Genomic DNA, 19,379 nt, shown 5'->3' with positions numbered 1-19,379 from the left:
GAACATGTCTGAAGTTCTGGTACTCGTCGACCACGTCGACGGTGCGGTCAAGAAGCCGACGTACGAGCTCCTCGCCATCGCCAAGCGCCTCGGCGAGCCCTCGGCCGTCTTCATCGGCGGGGCCGACAAGGCTGCTGCCGCTGCTGAGGCCGTCAAGGGCTACGGCGCCGAGAAGGTGTACGTCGTCGACGACGCCGAGGTCAAGGGCTACCTCGTGGCTCCCAAGGCCGAGGTGCTCGCGCAGATCGCCGGCACGGCCTCGCCCGCCGCGATCCTGATCCCGTCCTCCGCCGAGGGCAAGGAGGTCGCGGGTCGCCTCGCGATCAAGCTCGGCTCCGGCCTGATCACCGACGCCATCGACGTCGAGGCCGACGGCACGACCACCCAGTCGGTCTTCGCCGGCAACTTCACGGTCAAGGCCAAGGTCACCAAGGGCACCCCGATCATCACGGTCAAGCCCAACTCGGCCGCTCCGGAGGAGGGTGCCGGCGCCGGCACCGTCGAGAACGTCTCCGTGGCGATCTCCGACGCTGCCAAGACCGCCCAGATCGTGGCCTCGCAGCCGCGGCAGGCGACCGGTCGCCCCGAGCTCACCGAGGCCGCCATCGTGGTCTCCGGTGGCCGTGGCACCGGTGGTGACTTCACCGCCGTCGAAGCTCTCGCCGACGCGCTCGGTGCCGCGGTCGGCGCCTCGCGTGCCGCCGTCGACTCGGGCTGGAAGCCGCACACGTTCCAGGTCGGCCAGACCGGCAAGACGGTCTCGCCGCAGCTGTACGTCGCCAACGGCATCTCCGGTGCCATCCAGCACCGTGCCGGCATGCAGACCTCCAAGACCATCGTGGCCGTCAACAAGGACGAAGAGGCCCCGATGTTCGAGCTGGTCGACTTCGGCGTCGTGGGCGACCTGCACACGGTCCTGCCGAAGGTCACCGAAGGCATCCTGGCCCGCAAGGGCTGATTGCTCGGCCCGAGCGGCCAGTGGCGCCCCGTCCTCCTCACCGAGGGCGGGGCGCCTCGTCGTTCGGTCCGAAAAGCGGACCGATCGCGGCCTGCAGGCGACTTCCCCGCCTGGGCCCGTCGCCGACCGACCCGATTGGTCCGCTTTCCGGTCGGCCAGCTGGCTGTCGCCGAGCATGAGAACGCGCATGGAGGGCAGCGCGTACGGAGCCGTACCCTTGACCGGTGAGCATCGAGCAGGACGTCCGCACGACCGCCCTCCGCGCCCGGGAGGCGAGCCACGAGCTGGCGCTGGCCACCCGCGCGGTCAAGGACCGTGCGCTGCACGCCATGGCGTCCGCGCTGCGTGAGCAGACGCCGGCGATCCTCGCAGCCAACGCCGAGGACGTCGCTCGGGCCGAGGCGGGCGGTACGCCGCCGAACATCATCGACCGGCTCCGCCTGACCGACGAGCGCGTCGACGGGATGGCCGTGGGCCTCGAGGACGTCGCGGGCCTGGCCGACCCGGTGGGCGAGGTCGTGCGCGGCTCGACCCTGGCCAACGGTCTCGAGCTGCGCCAGCTGCGGGTGCCGTTCGGCGTGGTCGGGATGATCTACGAGGCGCGGCCCAACGTGACCGCCGACGCCGCCGGTATCTGCCTCAAGTCCGGCAACGCCGTGCTGCTGCGCGGCTCCGGCAGCGCGGCCAGCTCCAACGCCGCCATCGTCTCCGTGCTCCGCGACGCCGTCGTGGGTGCCGGCCTCCCGGCCGACGTGATCCAGCTGGTCTCCGCGGAGAGCCACGACTCGGTCAAGGCGCTGATGCAGGCCCGCGGCCTGGTCGACGTGCTGATCCCGCGCGGCGGCGCCGGCCTGATCAACGCCGTCGTCACCGAGTCGATCGTGCCCGTCATCGAGACGGGCGTCGGCAACTGCCACGTGTACGTCGACGCCGGGGCCGACCTCGACAAGGCGCTCGCCATCGTCCTCAACTCCAAGAGCCACCGCACCAGCGTCTGCAACTCCGCCGAGTCGTTGCTGGTGCACGAGGCGATCGCCGACACGTTCCTCCCGCGCGTCGTGACGGCCCTGCAGGACGCCGGCGTCACCCTGCACGGCGACGAGGCGTTCGCGGCGTACGACGGCGTCGAGCCGGCCACCGACGACGACTACGCCTGCGAGTACCTCTCGCTCGACATGTCCGCGCGCGTCGTCCCCGACGTCGACGCCGCCATCGCGCACATCCGCCGCTTCTCCAGCGGCCACACGGACGCGATCGTCACCGAGGACCAGCGCGCCGCGCGCCGGTTCACCGCCGCCGTCGACTCGGCCGCCGTGATGGTCAACGCCAGCACGCGCTTCACCGACGGCGGCGAGTTCGGCTTCGGCGCCGAGATCGGCATCAGCACCCAGAAGCTGCACGCTCGCGGGCCGATGGGCCTGCCCGAGATGACCTCGACCAAGTACGTCGTGGTGGGCGACGGTCAGATCCGCTAGTCCGGGTCAGGCCTCGCCGAGCTCGGCGGCGGCGCGGTCGCGACTGCGGATCGCCGCCGCACTGGTGGTCACGAGGGCGAGCGCGGCCACGGCGAGGCCGCAGCCGAGCACCAGCCACCACGCCGCGTGGGAGGCCTCGGCGAGCCCGCTCGACGCCGGCCCGCGCAGCCGCGCGTAGGCGACGGTGGGCAGCACCGCGACGCCGAGCGACATGCCGACCTGGCGGCTGGTAGACGCGATGGCCGCGGCGACGCCGGCCTGGGCGCGCGGCATCCCGGACACGGCGGCGTTGGTGATGGGGGCGTTGAGCATGCCGAACCCGATGCCGAAGGCCAGGTAGGCGAGGCCGAGGTAGACGTAGGACGTGCCGTTCTCGACGTGCAGCAGCATCGCGCCGCTCAGGGCGATGCCGCCTCCGGCCACGAGCATCGGCAACCGAGGACCGACGGCGCCGACGATCCGGCCGGAGATCGGCGACATGATCGCGGTCGCCCCGGCCATCGGCAGCGTCATCAGGCCGGCCCGCAGCGGTGACAGGCCGCGGACGTCCTGCAGGTAGAGGGTGTTGAGGAAGAGGAAGCCGCCCATCGCGCAGAAGCCGAGGATCGCGCTCAGCACGGCCCCGCTGAACGGGATGCTGGCGAAGAAGCGCGGGTCGAGCAGCGGTTCGGTACGCCGGAGCTCGTAGCCCACCAGGGTCGCGAGCGTGCCGGCCGCGACCGCGAAGCATGCCAGCACCGTTGCCGAGTCCCACCCGAGCGAGCGTCCCTCGATGATCCCGTAGGTGAGGCTGGCCAGCAGGACGACGACGAGCACCTGGGCGACCGGGTCGAGCCGGCGTACCCGGTCGGCGCGCGACTCCGGGACGAACAGCGCGGTCAGGGCCACCGCCGCGACGACGACGGGGATGTTGAGCCAGAAGATCGCGCGCCAGCCGATGCCGTCGACGAGCACGCCGCCGAGCACCGGACCGAGAGCCATGCTGAGCCCGACCGTCGCTCCCCACAGCCCGATGGCCTGGGCGCGCTCCTTGGGCTCGCGGAAGGTGTTGGTGATGATCGACATCGCGACCGGGTTGAGCATCGACCCGCCGGCGGCCTGGAGCATGCGGGCCGCGATGAGGAAGCCCGGTGTCTGCGCGGCCGAGCAGAGCAGCGACCCGAGGCCGAACAGCACCAACCCGACCTGGAAGACCCGGCGGCGACCGAGGCGGTCGCCGGTCGATCCCGCGAGCATCAGCAGGCTGGCCAGCACCAGGGTGTAGGCGTCGATGACCCACTGCAGCTGGCTGCCGTCGGCGCCCAGGTCGCGGCGGATCGAGGGGAGTGCCAGGTTCACGCCGGTCGCATCCACGCCGACGATGAACAGGCTCAGGCAGCAGATCGCCAGCACGCCCATCCGGCGGTCGCGCCCGGTGTGCGCGGGGGAGGTGGCCGCGGCGCTCACGCCTCGGCCGCCGCGCGCATCTTGTCGACCAGCCGCGCCAGCTCGCGCCGCTCGGCGGCGGTCAGCGTGGCGACGGGTGCGGGCACGACGTCGGGCAGGGTGCGGAGCCGTTCCATCAGCTCGCGGCCGGCGTCGGTGATCGTCACCACCTTCATCCGCGCGTCCTGCGGGTGGGTGACGCGTACGACGTACCCACGCTCGACCAGGTCGCCCACGATGCCGGAGATGGCGGGCGCGTCGATGTGCATCGCCGCGGCGAGCTCGCGCTGGGTCAGGTCACGGTCCTCCACCCGGCGCAGGGCGCGGTAGCGGCTCCAGGGCATCCCGGACGCCTCCTGCAGCAGCGACTGGGCGAGCAGCTTGTGGTCCATGACCAAGCCCATCACCCCCATCCAGACGGCGATCGGATCCGAGCTAGTTGTACGCATGCAATGATTGTATGCGTACAACCAAACGGAGCGGAAGCCGTCTTCGCGAGGGAGGTTCACCGGCTGTTCCCAGCCGCACGATAGGTTGCGCCCCATGGCAGGCACCCACGATCGGATCATGGCCGATCCGGCGACCGAACGGCTCTTCACCGGTGCCACCATCATCACCTTCGTGCGGATCGTCATCACGCTGGCGATCGCGCTGTACGCCGCCCACGAGCGCTCCCTGACGTGGATGTGGGTCGGGCTGGTCTCGCACTGGATCGGCGACAGCCTCGATGGTGAGTGGGCGCGGTGGTTCGACTGCGAGACCCGCATCGGGGCCGTCGTCGACATGATGTGCGACCGGCTCGCGTGCGGTGCGCTGTACGTCGGCCTGATCTGGCTGGAGCCGAAGGGCTGGCTCTTCGATCACGGCCACATGACGCTCATCGCGATCCCGATCGGGATCTACCTGTTCGAGTTCATGGTCATCGACATGTTCCTGTCGCTGGCGTTCTGGTCCTGGCCGATCCGCAGCCCCAACTACTTCTGGGTGATCGACAAGCGGATCTACCTCTGGAACTGGTCGCGCATCGGCAAGGGCGCGAACTCCGGCGCCTTCGCCGTGATCCTGCTCTTCACCGGCTGGTGGTGGCTCGGCACGATCATCGCCGTCGGCCTGCTCGTGGTGAAGTGCGTGTCGATGAAGTGGCTCTTCGACCTCGGTCTGCCGATCCCCGACCGGCCCGTGCCGGCGTACCTCCCGCCCGAGGTCGCTGCGCGCTACTCCGGCAAGGTCGTCGACGGTGTCGTCGACGGGACCGCGTCGGCATGATCTGGCTCTGGCTGACGACGTGCGTCTTCAGCCTGGCCTCGGCGCTCCTCCCGTTCCTCCCGATCGAGGTCTACATCCTCGGCGCGGGATCCGCGGACACCGGTCTCGGCCGCGCGATGTGGCTCGGCTTCGCCGCCGGTGTGGGCGCCACGATCGGCAAGATCATCTGGTACCAGCTCGCGCTCCGCGGCTCGGAGCTGCCCTGGGTGCAGAAGAAGCTCAGCAAGCCGAAGGTCGCCGCGGCGTACGAGCGCTGGACCACGCGCATGCAGGGCCGCCCCTGGTACGCCGCCGCCATCATGTTCATCGCCGCCTCGGTCGGCATCCCGCCGCTGCTCGCCATGTCGGCGGTCGCGGGCTTCCTGCGGATGCGGATCTGGGTCTTCATCCCGACGGTGCTGGTGGGCCGCACGATCCGCTTCACCCTGTTCTTCATGGGTGTCGATGCGGTCCACTGGCTCACCTGAGCCCGAGGTTCGATAGGATCCGCGCATGTTCGCGCTCGAGATCAACCCGTACGTCGTCGGTGGGGGATTCCTCGCGGTCCTGCTCTTCCTGCTGGCCATGCTGATCGCCTTCGGTGGCGGTCGCGATCACACCTGATCCGATGGTCGAGGCGTTGCCCCGGCGCCGCATCGGCGTCATGGGTGGCACCTTCGACCCGATCCACCACGGCCACCTCGTCGCCGCCTCGGAGGCGCAGGGCTGGTTCGACCTCGACGAGGTCGTCTTCGTCCCCACGGGTCGGCCCTGGCAGAAGGCCGACCGCGCGGTGTCGCCGGCTGAGCACCGCTACCTGATGACGGTGATCGCCACCGCGGCCAACCCGCGCTTCACGGTCTCGCGCGTCGACATCGACCGGCCCGGTCCGACGTACACGATCGACACGTTGCGCGACCTGCGCGCCGAGCGCCCCGACGCGGACCTCTACTTCATCACCGGTGCCGACGCGCTGGCCACCATCGTCACGTGGCGTGACGTGGCCGAGCTGTTCGAGCTCGCGCACTTCGTCGGCTGCACCCGGCCCGGCGCCGAGCTGTCCGAGGAGACGCTCGCCGCGCTCCCGATGGACAAGATCACGCTGCTCGAGGTGCCGGCGCTCGCGATCTCGTCCACGGACTGCCGCACGCGTCAGACCGCCGGCCAGCCCATCTGGTACCTCGTTCCCGACGGCGTGGTGACCTACATCGACAAGCACGGCCTCTACCCAGGAGACGAATGACCGCCAACGACTTCTCCGTCGACCTCATCCGGGTCGCGGCACGCGCGGCCTCCGCCAAGCTCGCCACGAACATCCGGGCCTTCGACGTCAGCGAGCAGCTGGCGATCACCGATGCGTTCCTGATCGCCTCCGGCGCCAACGATCGCCAGGTCAAGGCGATCGTCGAGGAGGTCGAGGACCAGCTCCGCGAGGCCGGCGTCAAGCCGATCCGTCGCGAGGGTGAGCGCGACGCCCGCTGGGTGCTGCTCGACTTCGGCGACGTCGTGATCCACGTCCAGCACGAGGAGGAGCGCGAGTTCTACGCCCTCGAGCGCCTGTGGCGCGACTGCCCCGTGATCGAGCTGCCCGAGGACCTGTGAGCGCGCCTCGCAAGCTCGTCCTGCTGCGCCACGGGCAGACCGACTGGAACGCCACGCAGCGCATCCAGGGGCAGATGGACTCCCACCTCGACGGGGTCGGGCTCGCGCAGGCTGCGGCGGTCGCTCCGGTGATCGCCTCCCTGTCGCCGTCGGTCCTCTGGTCCTCGGACCTCTCGCGTGCCCGGCGTACAGCGGAGGCCGTGGGTGCGGCCTGCGGGTTGACGCCGGTCCTCGACGAGCGGCTGCGGGAGTACACCCTCGGCGCCGTCGAGGGGCTGACCCACCAGGAGTACGCCGAGCGCGACCCGGTCGGGTTCGCGCACTTCCGGTCGGGGGAGTGGGACCAGGTCGCCGAGATCGAGGCTCCCGAAGCGGTCGCGAAGCGCTTCGTCGCCTGCCTGGGTGAGCTGGTCGATGCCGTGGCGCCCGGCGAGCTCGGTGTCGCCGTGGCGCACGGCGCCGCGATCCGCACCGGCCTGGTCGCGTTCCTCGGCTGGCCGCCGGCGTACGCGAGCGACCTGCGCGCGCTCACGAACTGCGCGCGCGTCGAGCTGATCGAGCGTGAGAACGGGCGCTGGGCGATGTCGGCCTACAACCTCCCGGCGCCCTCGCCAGCCATCGAGGACCCCGATTTCACCCACCCTTCGGATGTTCGCTAATATTCGTATCCGTTGCTCCACGGAGCGATGACCCCGGGGGTGTGGCGCAGCTGGTAGCGCACCTGCATGGCATGCAGGGGGTCAGGGGTTCGAGTCCCCTCACCTCCACCGAAATTCAGAAGGCCGGATCCGATCAGGATCCGGCCTTCTGCGCGTTGCCGCGGGTGGGACCGGTGCGGCTTGGAGCGAGACGGCGGTCCGGGCGTGCGGGAGTCGATGAACCATTTCCGAGGCGTCGACGTGTCCTTGGTGAGGCGCCCGCCCGGGGCCTCGTCACCGGAGGTGAGGTTCACATGTCAACGACCTTTGCACGCAGAGTGGGTGTGGGTGCGGCGACGGCTGCTGCCGTGATGGCGCTGGCCAGCGGCTGCGGCGGCTCGACCGCCAAGGACAACTCGCCCGGCGGCACGACCCCGCCTTCCGGCGGCACGTCCCCGACGACGTCGGCCCCGGCGGGCGGCGGCGCGGCGTTCTGATGGCGTCGACGCAGCTGCTGCGACCGACGACCGCAGGTCGAGCCGGCGCACGGCCGGCCCGGCGTCGGCTGTCGTCGATCGTCTACGTCCCGGCCCTGCTGGTCGCGGCCGTCGCCCTGATCCTGGTCGGGCTCGGCTGGGCGACCGACTGGGGTGGGGCGGCGTTCGCCGGCTCGATGACGGACCTCCGCGCCGAGGCGATCGGTCCGCTGGCATCGGTCCTGATCGTGCTGTTCCTCGTCGCCGAGCGGGTCCGTCCCGCGCAGGAGCGGCCACTGCTGGCCCGCGGCCACCGCCACGACCTGCTGTTCGCGGCGCTGTACGTCGTGCTCGTCGTACCTCTCGTGACGGCGCTGACCCTGGCGTTCGCGGACGTGGTGCGGCAGGTCGCTCCGTGGGTCGTCCTGCCGCAGTCGAGCGTGGTGCCGCGGTGGGCCGTCATCCTGGTGATCCTGGTGGGCATGGACTTCTTCAACTGGCTGGTGCACCTGGCCAACCACCGGGTCCGGGTGCTGTGGCGCTTCCACGAGCTCCACCACTCGCAGGAGGACATGAACGTCCTGACCGTGTTCCGCACCCACCCGCTGATCCACGTCTCGTACCTGCTCGCGGTGGTCCCGGCGCTGGTGCTGCTCGCCAACGGCGCCCTCCCGACGCTGCTGCTCGTCGCGTACGGCGGGGCCGTCGCCTTCGCGCACTCCAACACCAACCTCGGCTTCGGGCCGCTGGACCGCGTCTTCGTCAGCCCCAACTACCACCGCATCCACCACCGGGCGGTCGGCGCACAGGACGTCAACCTCGGCTTCACGCTGACGATCTGGGACCAGCTCACGCATCGGGCGATCTTCCCGACTCCCGAGACCATCCGAGCAGACACCGGGCTCGCGCAGCGACCCCTCCGCGTCGAGCAGCAGGGGTCCCACGTCGGGGCCTTCCTGGCACAGCTGCTCGGACCGTTCCGGCCGATGAGCGAACCCGTGACGCTGCCGTCCGTCAAGGAGTCGGCGACGAGTCCCGCCCCGGAGGAACGGTCATGAAGAGGTGGACCGCTCTGCTGCTCGGGACGACGCGGGGAGGCACGGCCGTGGACCTCGCCGTCCTGGTGATGCGGCTCGTCCTCGCGTGGATCTTCGTCTACTACGGCGCGTCGAAGCTGTTCGGTGCGTTCCCCGGAACCGGCGGCACGCACGGCCTGCACCAGACGGCGCGCTTCATGGCGCAGGGGGCGCACCTCCACCCGGGCGAGCTCTTCGCCGTGATGGCCGGATCGATCGAGCTCGGCGGCGGCATCGCGATGGCGCTCGGCCTCCTCACCCGACTGGCAGGCCTGGCGCTGGTCGGCGACATGGTGATGGCGGTGCTCACCGTCACCGGGTCGGAGGGCCTCGACCCCACCACGGGGACCGGCTACCAGCTCAACCTGGCGGTCGCGGCCGCGGCGCTCGCTGTGACGCTCATCGGTGCCGGTCGGTTCAGCCTCGACGCGCAGATCGTCCGGATCAGGTCTGGCAGCGCGGGCACCACCACGTGATCCGCTCCTGCCCGGTCGCCCCTGCGTCCTGTGCTCGCCGGATCGGCGTACCGCACCGCAGGCAGGGGCCCCTGCGGCCGTAGACCCACAGGTCGTCGCGCACCTGCGTGCCGGTCGTACGCCGACGCGGGCGGTCCTTGTTGGCCACGAGGAGCCGATGCGCCAGGTCGACGGCGGCGTCGAGGTCGACCTCGCCGGCCGGCCGGGTCGGCAGCACGCCGAGGAGGAAGCAGATCTCCGCGCGGTAGATGTTGCCGATGCCGGCCAGGTTGCGCTGGTCGAGCAGCGCTTGGCCGATCGCGCGCTCGGGGGAGCGGGCGAGGTGGGCGGCGGCCAAGGCCGGATCCCAGGCGGGACCGAGCAGGTCGGGGCCGAGGTGCCCCACGGCACGGTCCTCGTCGTTGCGGCGCACGACCTCGACCAGGCCGAGCTGGAGGCCGACCGCCTCGACGTCGGCCGTGGCGAGCACGATCCGCGCCTGCCAGCCCGGGCCGCGCCACCGCTCGCCCGGACGGTGGACGTCCCACCGGCCCTCCATCTTGAGGTGGGTGTGGATCGTGGCGTCACCGATCCGGAGCAGCAGGTGCTTGCCGCGGCTGACGACCTCGTCGACGGCGCGCCCCGACAGGTCGACGGTCGCGTACGCCGGCACCCGGATGTCGCAGCGCGTCAGCGCCTTGCCGCGCAGGGCGGCGTCGAGCCGCCGCGCGTCGCGGTAGACGTTGTCACCCTCGGGCACGCTGCCAGTCTGCCGCGCGCCCAGCGGACGACTCGAAAATCCGGTTGGCCGGCTCGCCGGCGCGAGGGAGAATGGCAGGGTCGCATCCCCGAGCACGAGGTGTCTCTTGACTGGCTTCACCGGTTCCGCGCCGATCTCCCCGCGCTGACCTCCTCGAGCCGCACGGCTCGGAGCGTCGGCGTACCCACGCCGAACCGAACCGGAGCACGCCATGCCCCACCCGATCACCCTGCTCGACCTGTCCTTCGAGTGGCCCGACGGCAGCGTCGCGCTGTCGCACCTCGACGCCACCTTCTCCACCGGCCGCACCGGCCTCGTCGGTGACAACGGGGCCGGCAAGTCCACGCTGCTGCGGCTCGTCGCCGGCCTCCTGCGTCCCACCGGTGGCTCGATCACGACCGACGGCGAGGTCGGCCACCTGCCGCAGACCCTGACCCTCGACGTCGGCGCGACCATCGCCGAGCTGCTCGGTCACGCACCTGGTCGAGGCGCTGTCGGCGTACGGCGGAGCGGTGCTGGTCGTCAGCCACGACGACGACTTCGTACGTCGGCTCGCGCCCGCGCGCGTGCTGCGGCTGGACGCCGACGGGCTGCTGCGCGAATGATCCCCGGGCGGCTGGATACCGCCCAAGGATGACCAGCTCCCTGGACCATCACGCACGCACGGCGGCGCTCGGCGAGCTCCGGGAGGCACTGGAGGCCGAGCTGCCCGCCGCCGTCGAGCTCCGCCACACGATCCACGCCGACCCCGAGCCCTCCGGCGAGGAGTGGCGTACGGCGGAGCGGGTGGCGGCTGCCATCGGTGCCGGCGACGGGCAGCCGGTGGCAGGCACCGGCCGACTGATCCGGATCGGCAGGCAGGACGGTCCGTGCGTCGGCGTACGAGCCGAGCTGGACGCCCTGCCCGGACCCGACGGCTTCATGCACGCCTGCGGCCACGACGTGCACCTCGCCGCGCTCACCGCGCTGGCGCGTGCGGCCGCGCGCGTCGAGGACCTCCCGTTGCCGCTGCTGGCGATCCTGCAGCCCCGCGAGGAGCACCCGCCGTCCGGTGCACGCGACATCGTCGCCACCGAGGAGTTCCAGCACCACGACCCGTGCGCCGTCGTCGGTGCCCACGTCCAGCCGTTGCTCGACGCCGGCTGCGTCGCGGCCACGCCGGGAGCGGTCAACGCGGCCGCCGACCACGTCGAGATCACGGTCAGCGGCCAAGGCGGCCATGGCGGGTACCCCCACCTCACCCGCGACCCGGTCGCGGCGATGGCCCAGGTGATCGTGGCGCTGCAGGAGCTGGTGAGCCGCCGGATGGACCCGCTGCACGCGACCGTGCTGACGATCGGCTCGGTGCACGCCGGGTCCACCCACAACGTCATCCCCGACGTCGCGCGGGCCGAGGCCACGCTGCGCGTGCTCGAGGAGGAGGACCGCCAGCGCGCCCACGACGAGCTCCGCTCCATCGTCGAGCACGTCGCCGCCGGCCTGGGCTGCACGGGCAAGGTGGTGGTCCACGAGGGCGAGCCGGTGCTCGTGAACGAGCCGCTGCTGACGATGGCGACCCACCCGCGCCTGGTCGGGCTGGGCTTCGACGTGGCGTCCTCGCTGCGCTCGTGCGGCGCCGACGACTTCTCCTACTACGGCGGGGTGGCGCAGAGCCTGATGATGTTCGTCGGCCTGCCCGACGACGGCTCCGGCCTGCACCAGCCCGGGTTCGCACCGCCGGACCGGACCGTCGGCGACGTCGCCCTCGCGATGCTCGCCGGCTACCTCGGCGCCGTCGACGCGGCCTCCGGTGGGGAGTGAACCGGCCGGCTTCGGGGAACCGGGCCGCATGAGCGATCCTCATCAGCGCACCGTCGGCGTCGAGGAGGAGTTCCTCCTCGTTCGGAGCGGTACGCCGTACCTGGCGTCCGTCGGCGACCAGGTCGTCGCGACCGCGGAGCGGCTCGCGGACGGCCAGTTCGAGCACGAGCTCCAGCAGGAGCAGGCAGAGATCGGCACGGCGCCGCACCACGACATGGCGGCCCTGGAGAAGGATCTGCGCGCGCGGCGGTCGGGGCTCGCGACGGCCGCAGCGGCGCACGGCGTACGACTCGTCGCGTCAGGGACCAGCCCGCTGGACCAGGACACCCGGACGACGGCCGACCGGCGCTACCAGCGGATGAGCGAGGTGTACGGCCGTCTGGCGCGCATCCAGCTGACCTGCGGCATGCACGTCCACGTCAGCGTCGCGTCGCCCGACGAGGGAGTCGCGGTGCTCGACCGGATCCGCGCGTGGCTGCCGCTGCTGGTCGCCGCCAGCGCGAACTCGCCGTACCTGGCCGGCGAGGACACCGACTACGCCAGCTACCGATCGATCCTGTGGGGGCAGTGGCCCACCGCCGGCGCACCCGAGGCGTTCGGCTCCCTCGAGGCCTACGAGCGCTCTCGGGCCGACCTCATCGCGAGCGGCGCCGCCCTCGACGAGGGGATGATCTACTTCGACGCGCGGCTCTCGGCGCGCTACCCGACCGTCGAGGTCCGGGTGGCCGATGTGTGCGCCGACGCCGCGGATGCGCCCGTGCTCGCCGCGCTCGTCCGAGCGCTGGTCACAGCGGCCTCACGGGAGGCAGAGGACGGGCGGCCGATGCCCGCACTCCGCGGTGAGCTCCTGCGCGCGGCCCGGTGGCGGGCGGCGCGCTTCGGGCTCGACGACGACCTGTTCGACCCGGTCGAGGCGCGCCTCGTGCCGGCCGACCGCCTGCTCGATCGGGTGCTCGACCTGGTCACGCCGGACCTCTCTGCCGCCGGCGACACCGACCTCGTCCGCGACGGGCTGCAGCGGATCCTCGAGCAGGGTAACGGAGCGCGCCTGCAGCGGGCGGCGTACGCCGACGGCGGCCTCACGGCCGTGGTCGAGGCGGTCGCGGAGCGGACCACGGCCTGACGCCGCTACCGGTCGTGCGGGCTCAGTGGGTGACGACCGGGTGGAGGGCGAGGTCGGCCTCGCATCCCGCCTCGCCGGGCTCCAGCTGTGGTCCGGTCATCGGCCCGGCGCCGACGTGCGTGCCGGTCCGCAGACCGATCTCGCACTCGGCGTGGCCGAACGAGGACACCCCGACCGCAGCGGCGACGCGGTCACCCTCGATCGCCGCGTCGACGGTCGCCACCGAGGGGAACGCGACCCGGAGCGCGTGGCGGACGCGAGCGAGCGAGGGCGCCGGGGGCAGGTCGCGCAGCACCATGCGCATGCGTGCGTCCGCGTCGCGCGGCAGGTGCGGCACCGGGGGAGCGGGCGGCGGCGTCATCGGGATGGCGCCGGCTGGGCAGTCGACCCGATCCGGCTCGCCGTCGAGCGAGGACGACGGCATCTGGTAGGTCAGCCGGTAGCAGGCGTCGTACGCCGGGGTCGACCGCTCGAATTCGTTGGCCGGTGGCTGCGTGGGCACGTGGATCCGGATGACGAGCCGGGACTGCGACGGCGCCACGTCGGTCGCCTCGAGCACGGCGACGGTGTCGTTGGCCGCCAGCGCCGCGCGTGCCAGCCCCGCCGCGTCCTGCTGGCGCGGGTAGGCGATCGCGAGGCCGAGCACGTGGGCCTGCCGGTCGGTGTCGGCGGTACCCGTCGGCCGGTGTCCGGCCGAGCAAGAGGTGAGGAGCAGGACGGCGGCGAGGGGCAGCAGGCGCGGACGCATGGCGCGAACCTAGCCAGTGCCGTGGGCCGCGCACATGGGTCGAGGTACTCGGTCAGCCGATCGAGATGCTGCCGACCGGGTAGCTCCCGTCGGCCGTCCGGCCGCGGGTAGCGAGCGCCATCGGCGCGATGCCGGGGAGGGTCGAGGTGACCGCGAGAGCGATCCGGTAGCGACCGGCCGGGACCTCGAAGCGCACCTGGGCAGTGCGGGTCGAGGTGCCGGGCAGCAGGCGGCGCAGGTCACCGGGGAACGCCCTGCTCGCGGCGATGCTGCCGTCGGGGCGCAGGAGGCGGAGGCGCAGCCGCCAGGCGTCGTACGTCGGGGCGGAGCCGGTGTTGGCCAGCCGCACCGTCACCGGCGTGGCCACCCCGCTCCGCCACCGCGGCGCTGTGGTCACCGATGCGATCCGGTAGCGGAAGCCGGCGCGCTCGGACGCCGCTCGCCAGGAGTCGCGCTGGGCGCTGGTCATCTGCTGGTAGGTCCATGGTGCGTTGCCGCTGGAGACCACGGACACGTGGTACTTCGGCACCTGCGCGAGGCCGCGCTGGCTCGTGGTCTGCCCGGCGTCGTGGCACCACTCGGTGACGACCGGGGCGGTCCGCCACCGGTCGCGGATGATCGGGTAGGCATCGAAGGTCCACGGGAAGCCGGTCGAGCCCAGGCAGTCCTGGCGCACGCCGACCCGCGGACTCATCCGCAGGGCCGGGACGACGTACGCCGGCACCATGGTGTTGATCAGCACCTGGTGGTGGGGGAACGCGTCGAGGACCGCGCTCACCACCTGTCGCGCGTTGGCGACGGTGATCTTGGAGCCGATGCCGTCGGTGTGCCACTCGCCGAAGGCGCCGTACCCGCCGACGTCGACGGTGCCGAGTCGCGGGTCGGAGTCGTAGCGGCGACCGAGCGCGGTCATCAGCCGGCGCCAGGCCGACAGGAAGCCCGGGCTGTTCCAGGCCGGCGGCGGCGACGCCATCGCGAGGGGCTGCTTCGGCAGCCAGGTCGGGGTGGCTGGCGGCTTGCCGTCGGTGGTCGGGTGGCTCTCCATCCAGCAGCCGGGACACCAGGCCATCACCCGGAAGGAGGGCCGGCCACCGGTCGAGGCCGCGTCGGCCAGACCGGCATCGAGCGGGGAGAAGTCGTAGGCGCCGGGGGTCCGCTCGAGGCGGCCCCAGTAGACCTGGTCGCGGTAGTAGACGTCGCGGCTCGGCCAGCCGGCAGGCTGGGTGGCCTGGCCCTGCCAGCGGACCTGGCCGCGGCCGGTGTTGGCGATCTCCGCGGAGCTGAGCGGGATCGGCCGGGGGCGGAAGGTGACCGAGTTCGAGGCGTCGGCGGGGGTCGCCGGCACGAGCAGGGCGAGCGCAGCCAGCAGCACGCCGACGAGGGTCCTCCTCATGCCCTCAACCCTCTCGCGCGATCGCGTCCGGCGGTACGTCCGATCGGCCGGACCGTCTGGTCACCTGGTGGCGCTGGCCGTGGGCTTCGTGGTCGGTGTGGCGGCCGCGCGTAGCGCGCCGCTCCCCGCCGTCAAGGACGCCTTCGGCGCCGCTGCGCGGTCGCTTCGCGATCCTTGACTGCGGGTCCCTGGCGGCGCGCTGGTGGCGCGGTTGTCGGCGGCTCGCTTCGCTCGCGCCGACGCGATGCGGCCGCCTTCGGCGGCCACATCGGTGCGTTCGTTGGGTTCGGCTCGACATCGTGGAGTCTGGTGGTCACCAGGTGGCTCTGGGACTCCACGGTCTCGGTCTAGGGCCGGCGGTGGAATCGCCAAGCGCCGGTGGGTAACGCGGGGTCGTGGGCGACGTGGTGATGGTGGCGCGGGTGTCGGCACGATGCGATGCGGCCACATCGTGTGGATTCGTGGCCACGTGGTGGCTCCAGATCCACACGATGTCTAGGGACGTCGGTGGAATCGCCAGGCGCCTGTCGAGGTGAGCTCGTGGGTCATGTGGGGGTCGTGGGCGACCTGGTGATGGTGGGAGCAGAGGAGCACGCCGTCGGCGAGGTCGGTCTTCCCGCCGGCTGACCATGGATGTGAATGATGTGCTTCGCACCAGGTGGCGGGGATCGAACAGCCTTCGGCCCGGCACTGCTTGTCGCGCAAGCGGAGGGCCTTGCGCTGGGAGGCGTTGAAGAGCCGCTGGGCCCTGCCCAGGTCGAGGATCTCGCCCTTGCCGCCGAGGACGACGGGGATGATCTTGGCGGTGCAGGCCAGGCGCCGGGCTTCGTCAGCGGTGATCTGGAGATCGCCCTCCAAGGAGCCGATGATCCCAGCGGTGGCGAGATCGCGACGCAGGTCCTCGAGCGGGATCGTCACCATCACGGTCGTGGCGTCGCCGCCGTGATCCGGGAGCTTCTTGGGGTCGAGGTGCTCCAACAACGCACAGAACGCTTGGCCAAGACGACGACTCCGCGGGAGGCGCTCACCAGTCGAGACCCGCGGCGAGGAGAACGCATCCAGGTAGGTCTCGAGGCGCGCTGCCACCGCGTCAGGGACCTGGCCGACGATCCGGGTGATCCCGTCGCCGAGGCGCTTGAACCGGATCGAGGTCTTGATCCGCGCGGAGCGTTCCTCGCGCTCCAACGCGCGGGCGTCGGCCTCGTCGGCGATGTCGGGGGCGACCACCGAAAGGATCCGGTCGCCCAGGGTCCGCAGCTCACGCGGACCGAACTGGCCGGCCAACTCGACGAGGTGCTTCTCGGCACGACGGCGGGTGACCTGGTCGATCTCCGGGGGCAGCTTCTCCAGTGCGGTGACGATCACTTGGGCCTGCGCGCGGTTGACCGCGCCAGCACGCATGCTCGCCGCGACCTGGGAGCACTTCTCGTCGATCGCTTGGGCGAGCTTGAGCTCGCTGTGGCAGGTGCGCGGGTCGAGGTGCGCCTCGTGTGCCAGCCACTGGCCTGCGTCGCGGGCACCGGTGTCCTGAGCGAGGTCACCGGCGGCGGCAAGGAGCCGCATCTCGGCCTCTTCGACCTGGGCTTTCAACGCCGCCAGCCCTCGCAACGCCGTGGCCTTGTCGCCCGGTGTCATGTAGACGGGCTCGACTGAAGCGACGTCGGCGAAGGCTCGGCGGGAGGTGTTCACGGCACGCAGCATCGGGTGTTCTGACACCGATGCTGCGGTCATGGTGACTCCCGAGAGATGAGGCTTGATTCGTGCCTTCATCATACATGTGTTCGAACGATTCTTCAATGCAAGATTCGACCAAACCTGCTGGTCAGAGGCACTTTTCGCTGTCGGCGGAATTGGTTTCGATACGCCCTCGCCTAGCGGCTCGGGCTACTCAACCAACGAAGGAGGCGGCCGCCAGCTGCCGACTCAGAACACCGACCAGGAGTCAGATGGGCGAGATGGTGCGGCGGCGGTCGGGGACGCGCGACGGCTTGCGACGCGGCACCCGGCGCAGGGTCTCCGCGATCGCCGCACGGGTCTCGGACGGCAGCAGGATGTCGTCGATGCCGAAGCTGTCGGCGGCCAGCAGCGGGTCGATGTTGGCGCTGAACAGCTCGATCAGCTCGGTGCGTCGGGCCTGCGGGTCGGTCGCGTTCTCCCAGTCCGAGCGGAACGCGAGGTCGACCGCGCCCTCCACCGGGATCGCACAGATCTCGGCGGTCGGCCAGGCGATGGAGAGGTCGGCGGCCAGGGACCGGCCGCCGCCCAGGACGACGTACGCCGCGCCGTAGGCCTTGCGGCTGGTGATCACGATCAGCGGCACGGTGGCGATCGAGAGCTCGTAGGCGAGCCGGCCGCTGCGTCGCGCCAGGCCCTGGCGCTCGGCCTCCAGGCCGACCAGGAAGCCGGGCATGTCGATCAGGTTGATGATCGGGACGCCGAAGGTGTCGCAGACGGCGTAGAAGTGCGCCGCCTTCTCGCACGCAGCGACATCCATCGCGCCCGCCCCGAAGCTCGGCTGGTTCGCGACGAAGCCGACCGAGCGGCCCTCGATCCGGCCGAGGGCCGTGACGATGTTGCGTGCCCAGTCGGGCTTGATCTCGAAGACGGACTCGTCGTCGCAGAGGCCCTCGATGACGTCGCGCACGTCGTAGGCCTCGCGCTTGTTCGCGGGCACGACCGTGTCGATCTCCTCGGCCGTCGGCCCGGGGACGAACGACCCGGAGGCGGTGTTCGGCTCACCGTCGGCCCAGGACGGCAGGTAGGAGAGGTAGAGCCGGACCGCGTCGAGCGCCTCGCGCTCCTCGTCGACGACCAGGTCGACGATGCCGCGCGAGGCCTGGAGGTCGGCGTCACCGAGGTCGTCGTTGGTGACGTCCTCGCCGGTGCCGCCCTTGACCAGGACGTCCGAGGACATGCCGATGTGGGCCGCGCCGCGACGGATCACCACGAAGTCGCAGCCCGCGGCCATGTTGGCGGGGGCACCGAAGCCGGGGCCGAGGAACGCCGCCACCGTCGGGACGTAGCCGTTGAGGTCGCCGAGCTGGAGCATGACCGGTGCGCCGGGGGAGGCGAGCCGGGAGTCGAGCGCCTCCTGCATGCGGTGGCCGCCGCCGTCCATCAGGGCGACGAACGGGATCCGGTCGATCCGTGCGCGCTCGGCCATCCGGCCCAGCTTGAGGTTGCCCTGCGCGCCCTGGGAGCCGCCGAGGACGGTGAAGTCGAACGCCGCGATGGCGACCGGTCGCCCGTCGACGTACCCGATGCCGGTGACGATGCCGTCCCCGGGCGCCACCAGCGGGGCGGCGCCGTTCTGCGCGGGCCCGGGGCCGGCCAGCCCGCCGAGCTCGCGGAAGTCGCCGCCGGTCAGGTAGGCGACCCGCTCCCGGGCGGTCAGCTTGCCGCGGTCGTGCTGCTTCTTGACCTTGTCGGCGCGGTTCTCGTCGAACAGCGCCGCCTTGGCGTCGACGACGTACTTGATCAGGGCGTCGTTGGTCGTCATCGAGGTTCCTTCTCGTGGGGGAGTGCGGCGAGGAGCAGAGGCTTGACCGCGCGCCAGTCGGCGTCGATGTCGGCGTCGGGGAACAGCGCGCGGCGCATGGCGATGCCGCGCATCGTGGCGACCGCGAAGCGGGCAGCGGTGAGGTCGTCGGTCGCCGCCAGCTCGGGAGCGATGCGGGCCATCAGCGCCATGCCCTCGCGGTCGATGCGCTCCTCCACCTCGAGCAGGTGTGCGCGCAGCTCGGGATTGGTGCGGGCCTGCACCCACAGCTCGAGCGCGACGACGAACGTCGGGCCGGCGTAGAAGCTCCACGTCGCGTCGAGCGCAGCCTCGACGCCCTGGCGCGGGCGCTCGTCGAGATCGACGCGCATGTCGGCGATCCGCTGGGCCGCGAGCTGGTCGACAGCGGCCGCGACGAGGGCCGCCTTGGTGCCGAAGTGGTGCAGGTGGGTGCCCACCGACCGTCCGGAGCGCTGGCAGATCTCGGCGATCGCGAGGCCGCCGTACCCGACCTCGTCCATCAGCTCGAGCGTCGCCGCGATCAGGTCGTGGCGGCTCGACGTACGCCGCTCCTCCTGGGTACGGCGCACGGCGGGCATGCTGCGACCCTAGACCATTTCCGTTACGAGCGTAATGGTTCTGTGTGGGGGGCGGTCGTCGTCTGCGACCGCTTGACCAAATGCGTTAGTGATGACTAACGTGTTGC

21 protein-coding genes and 1 tRNA gene are annotated in these 19,379 nt (G+C 71.6%); 14 read left to right on the top strand and 8 right to left on the bottom strand.

Features of this window, described 5'->3' with window-relative positions:
• Window positions 1-4 precede the first annotated feature (4 nt).
• Together ACYVJ3_RS11665 and ACYVJ3_RS11660 are read left to right on the top strand one after the other, a co-directional pair.
• Window positions 5-958 (top strand): electron transfer flavoprotein subunit alpha/FixB family protein, encoded by a 954-nt coding sequence (locus tag ACYVJ3_RS11665; protein ID WP_460853162.1) that lies wholly within the window; start codon window positions 5-7, stop codon window positions 956-958.
• A 224-nt stretch (window positions 959-1,182) separates the two neighbouring features.
• Window positions 1,183-2,433, top strand: coding sequence for a glutamate-5-semialdehyde dehydrogenase (locus ACYVJ3_RS11660; RefSeq protein WP_460853161.1), 1,251 nt, complete (start codon window positions 1,183-1,185; stop codon window positions 2,431-2,433).
• A gap of 6 nt (window positions 2,434-2,439) precedes the next feature.
• Here ACYVJ3_RS11660 and ACYVJ3_RS11655 read toward each other — a convergent pair whose 3' ends face one another.
• Complete coding sequence (locus ACYVJ3_RS11655; protein WP_460853160.1) at window positions 2,440-3,879, bottom strand: MFS transporter; 1,440 nt, start codon at window positions 3,877-3,879, stop codon at window positions 2,440-2,442.
• Window positions 3,876-4,307: a MarR family winged helix-turn-helix transcriptional regulator gene (locus ACYVJ3_RS11650; protein WP_460853159.1), complete on the bottom strand. Its 432-nt coding sequence runs from the start codon at window positions 4,305-4,307 to the stop codon at window positions 3,876-3,878. Before ACYVJ3_RS11650 ends, ACYVJ3_RS11655 begins: the two co-directional genes overlap by 4 nt.
• 94 nt (window positions 4,308-4,401) lie before the next feature.
• Here ACYVJ3_RS11650 and ACYVJ3_RS11645 point away from each other — a divergent pair, with 94 nt between their 5' ends.
• The 9 genes from ACYVJ3_RS11645 to ACYVJ3_RS11605 all read left to right on the top strand — a co-directional run bounded on the left by ACYVJ3_RS11645 (window position 4,402) and on the right by ACYVJ3_RS11605 (window position 9,371).
• Complete coding sequence (locus ACYVJ3_RS11645; protein WP_460853158.1) at window positions 4,402-5,124, top strand: CDP-alcohol phosphatidyltransferase family protein; 723 nt, start codon at window positions 4,402-4,404, stop codon at window positions 5,122-5,124.
• The gene (locus ACYVJ3_RS11640) at window positions 5,121-5,591 is read left to right on the top strand and encodes a hypothetical protein (protein WP_460853157.1); all 471 of its coding nucleotides are present in this window, start codon (window positions 5,121-5,123) and stop codon (window positions 5,589-5,591) included. Before ACYVJ3_RS11645 ends, ACYVJ3_RS11640 begins: the two co-directional genes overlap by 4 nt.
• 140 nt (window positions 5,592-5,731) lie before the next feature.
• Complete coding sequence (nadD, locus tag ACYVJ3_RS11635) at window positions 5,732-6,346, top strand: nicotinate-nucleotide adenylyltransferase (RefSeq protein WP_460853156.1); 615 nt, start codon at window positions 5,732-5,734, stop codon at window positions 6,344-6,346.
• A complete protein-coding gene (rsfS, locus tag ACYVJ3_RS11630) occupies window positions 6,343-6,705 on the top strand; it encodes a ribosome silencing factor (protein ID WP_460853155.1) in 363 nt (120 codons plus the stop codon). Before nadD ends, rsfS begins: the two co-directional genes overlap by 4 nt.
• Entirely contained in the window at window positions 6,702-7,364 is a 663-nt protein-coding gene (locus tag ACYVJ3_RS11625; RefSeq protein WP_460853154.1) for a histidine phosphatase family protein, read from the top strand. The genes rsfS and ACYVJ3_RS11625 overlap by 4 nt, the downstream gene beginning before the upstream one ends.
• A 35-nt stretch (window positions 7,365-7,399) precedes the next feature.
• Window positions 7,400-7,472 (top strand) — tRNA-Ala (locus tag ACYVJ3_RS11620).
• A 185-nt stretch (window positions 7,473-7,657) separates the two neighbouring features.
• On the top strand, window positions 7,658-7,840 hold the full coding sequence (locus ACYVJ3_RS11615) for a hypothetical protein (RefSeq protein ID WP_460853153.1): 183 nt from the start codon (window positions 7,658-7,660) through the stop codon (window positions 7,838-7,840).
• Complete coding sequence (locus tag ACYVJ3_RS11610) at window positions 7,840-8,877, top strand: sterol desaturase family protein (protein ID WP_460853152.1); 1,038 nt, start codon at window positions 7,840-7,842, stop codon at window positions 8,875-8,877. The genes ACYVJ3_RS11615 and ACYVJ3_RS11610 overlap by 1 nt, the downstream gene beginning before the upstream one ends.
• Window positions 8,874-9,371, top strand: a complete 498-nt coding sequence (locus tag ACYVJ3_RS11605) for a DoxX family protein (protein ID WP_460853151.1) — start codon at window positions 8,874-8,876, stop codon at window positions 9,369-9,371. The genes ACYVJ3_RS11610 and ACYVJ3_RS11605 overlap by 4 nt, the downstream gene beginning before the upstream one ends.
• On the opposite strand, the gene ACYVJ3_RS11600 is transcribed toward ACYVJ3_RS11605, so the two are convergent.
• Entirely contained in the window at window positions 9,340-10,110 is a 771-nt protein-coding gene (locus ACYVJ3_RS11600; protein WP_460853150.1) for a DNA-formamidopyrimidine glycosylase family protein, read from the bottom strand. The two genes, ACYVJ3_RS11605 and ACYVJ3_RS11600, sit on opposite strands and share 32 nt — an antisense overlap.
• A 211-nt stretch (window positions 10,111-10,321) precedes the next feature.
• Here ACYVJ3_RS11600 and ACYVJ3_RS11595 point away from each other — a divergent pair, with 211 nt between their 5' ends.
• Genes ACYVJ3_RS11595 through ACYVJ3_RS11585 form a run of 3 tightly spaced genes read left to right on the top strand, consistent with a single transcriptional unit; the run spans window position 10,322 to window position 13,033 of the window.
• The gene (locus tag ACYVJ3_RS11595; protein WP_460853148.1) at window positions 10,322-10,747 is read left to right on the top strand and encodes an ATP-binding cassette domain-containing protein; all 426 of its coding nucleotides are present in this window, start codon (window positions 10,322-10,324) and stop codon (window positions 10,745-10,747) included.
• A complete protein-coding gene (locus ACYVJ3_RS11590) occupies window positions 10,744-11,910 on the top strand; it encodes a M20 metallopeptidase family protein (protein WP_460853147.1) in 1,167 nt (388 codons plus the stop codon). Before ACYVJ3_RS11595 ends, ACYVJ3_RS11590 begins: the two co-directional genes overlap by 4 nt.
• Window positions 11,911-11,938: 28 nt before the next feature.
• Window positions 11,939-13,033 carry a carboxylate-amine ligase gene (locus tag ACYVJ3_RS11585; RefSeq protein ID WP_460853146.1) on the top strand — a complete coding sequence of 365 codons (1,095 nt, stop codon included), beginning with the start codon at window positions 11,939-11,941 and terminating at the stop codon, window positions 13,031-13,033.
• Window positions 13,034-13,055: 22 nt separating this feature from the next.
• Here the strand turns inward: ACYVJ3_RS11585 and ACYVJ3_RS11580 are convergent, their stop codons facing one another.
• The 5 genes from ACYVJ3_RS11580 to ACYVJ3_RS11560 form a co-directional block, all read right to left on the bottom strand.
• Window positions 13,056-13,781: a hypothetical protein gene (locus tag ACYVJ3_RS11580; RefSeq protein ID WP_460853145.1), complete on the bottom strand. Its 726-nt coding sequence runs from the start codon at window positions 13,779-13,781 to the stop codon at window positions 13,056-13,058.
• A gap of 52 nt (window positions 13,782-13,833) precedes the next feature.
• Window positions 13,834-15,174, bottom strand: coding sequence for a DUF4832 domain-containing protein (locus tag ACYVJ3_RS11575; protein ID WP_460853143.1), 1,341 nt, complete (start codon window positions 15,172-15,174; stop codon window positions 13,834-13,836).
• Window positions 15,175-15,669: 495 nt separating this feature from the next.
• On the bottom strand, window positions 15,670-16,905 hold the full coding sequence (locus tag ACYVJ3_RS11570) for an HNH endonuclease signature motif containing protein (RefSeq protein ID WP_460853142.1): 1,236 nt from the start codon (window positions 16,903-16,905) through the stop codon (window positions 15,670-15,672).
• 211 nt (window positions 16,906-17,116) lie between these two features.
• Window positions 17,117-18,673, bottom strand: coding sequence for an acyl-CoA carboxylase subunit beta (locus ACYVJ3_RS11565; protein WP_460853141.1), 1,557 nt, complete (start codon window positions 18,671-18,673; stop codon window positions 17,117-17,119).
• Entirely contained in the window at window positions 18,670-19,272 is a 603-nt protein-coding gene (locus ACYVJ3_RS11560; RefSeq protein WP_460853140.1) for a TetR/AcrR family transcriptional regulator, read from the bottom strand. Before ACYVJ3_RS11560 ends, ACYVJ3_RS11565 begins: the two co-directional genes overlap by 4 nt.
• Window positions 19,273-19,379 lie beyond the last annotated feature (107 nt).

The sequence above is a fragment of the Nocardioides montaniterrae genome (assembly GCF_054782655.1).
The sequence above is the reverse complement of the archived record's forward strand: the minus strand, read 5'-3'. Positions and strand labels throughout refer to the sequence as shown.

Excerpts from the sequence above, each read along its gene's own strand:
- ACYVJ3_RS11665 (WP_460853162.1), top strand. The coding sequence starts at position 5 with ATGTCTGAAGTTCTGGTACTCGTCGACCACGTCGACGGTGCGGTCAAG.
- ACYVJ3_RS11650 (WP_460853159.1), bottom strand. The coding sequence starts at position 4,307 with ATGCGTACAACTAGCTCGGATCCGATCGCCGTCTGGATGGGGGTGATG.
- ACYVJ3_RS11645 (WP_460853158.1), top strand. The coding sequence starts at position 4,402 with ATGGCAGGCACCCACGATCGGATCATGGCCGATCCGGCGACCGAACGG.
- ACYVJ3_RS11640 (WP_460853157.1), top strand. The coding sequence starts at position 5,121 with ATGATCTGGCTCTGGCTGACGACGTGCGTCTTCAGCCTGGCCTCGGCG.
- nadD (WP_460853156.1), top strand. The coding sequence starts at position 5,732 with ATGGTCGAGGCGTTGCCCCGGCGCCGCATCGGCGTCATGGGTGGCACC.
- rsfS (WP_460853155.1), top strand. The coding sequence starts at position 6,343 with ATGACCGCCAACGACTTCTCCGTCGACCTCATCCGGGTCGCGGCACGC.
- ACYVJ3_RS11615 (WP_460853153.1), top strand. The coding sequence starts at position 7,658 with ATGTCAACGACCTTTGCACGCAGAGTGGGTGTGGGTGCGGCGACGGCT.
- ACYVJ3_RS11610 (WP_460853152.1), top strand. The coding sequence starts at position 7,840 with ATGGCGTCGACGCAGCTGCTGCGACCGACGACCGCAGGTCGAGCCGGC.
- ACYVJ3_RS11605 (WP_460853151.1), top strand. The coding sequence starts at position 8,874 with ATGAAGAGGTGGACCGCTCTGCTGCTCGGGACGACGCGGGGAGGCACG.
- ACYVJ3_RS11595 (WP_460853148.1), top strand. The coding sequence starts at position 10,322 with ATGCCCCACCCGATCACCCTGCTCGACCTGTCCTTCGAGTGGCCCGAC.
- ACYVJ3_RS11590 (WP_460853147.1), top strand. The coding sequence starts at position 10,744 with ATGACCAGCTCCCTGGACCATCACGCACGCACGGCGGCGCTCGGCGAG.
- ACYVJ3_RS11585 (WP_460853146.1), top strand. The coding sequence starts at position 11,939 with ATGAGCGATCCTCATCAGCGCACCGTCGGCGTCGAGGAGGAGTTCCTC.
- ACYVJ3_RS11580 (WP_460853145.1), bottom strand. The coding sequence starts at position 13,781 with ATGCGTCCGCGCCTGCTGCCCCTCGCCGCCGTCCTGCTCCTCACCTCT.
- ACYVJ3_RS11575 (WP_460853143.1), bottom strand. The coding sequence starts at position 15,174 with ATGAGGAGGACCCTCGTCGGCGTGCTGCTGGCTGCGCTCGCCCTGCTC.
- ACYVJ3_RS11570 (WP_460853142.1), bottom strand. The coding sequence starts at position 16,905 with ATGACCGCAGCATCGGTGTCAGAACACCCGATGCTGCGTGCCGTGAAC.
- ACYVJ3_RS11565 (WP_460853141.1), bottom strand. The coding sequence starts at position 18,673 with ATGACGACCAACGACGCCCTGATCAAGTACGTCGTCGACGCCAAGGCG.
- ACYVJ3_RS11560 (WP_460853140.1), bottom strand. The coding sequence starts at position 19,272 with ATGCCCGCCGTGCGCCGTACCCAGGAGGAGCGGCGTACGTCGAGCCGC.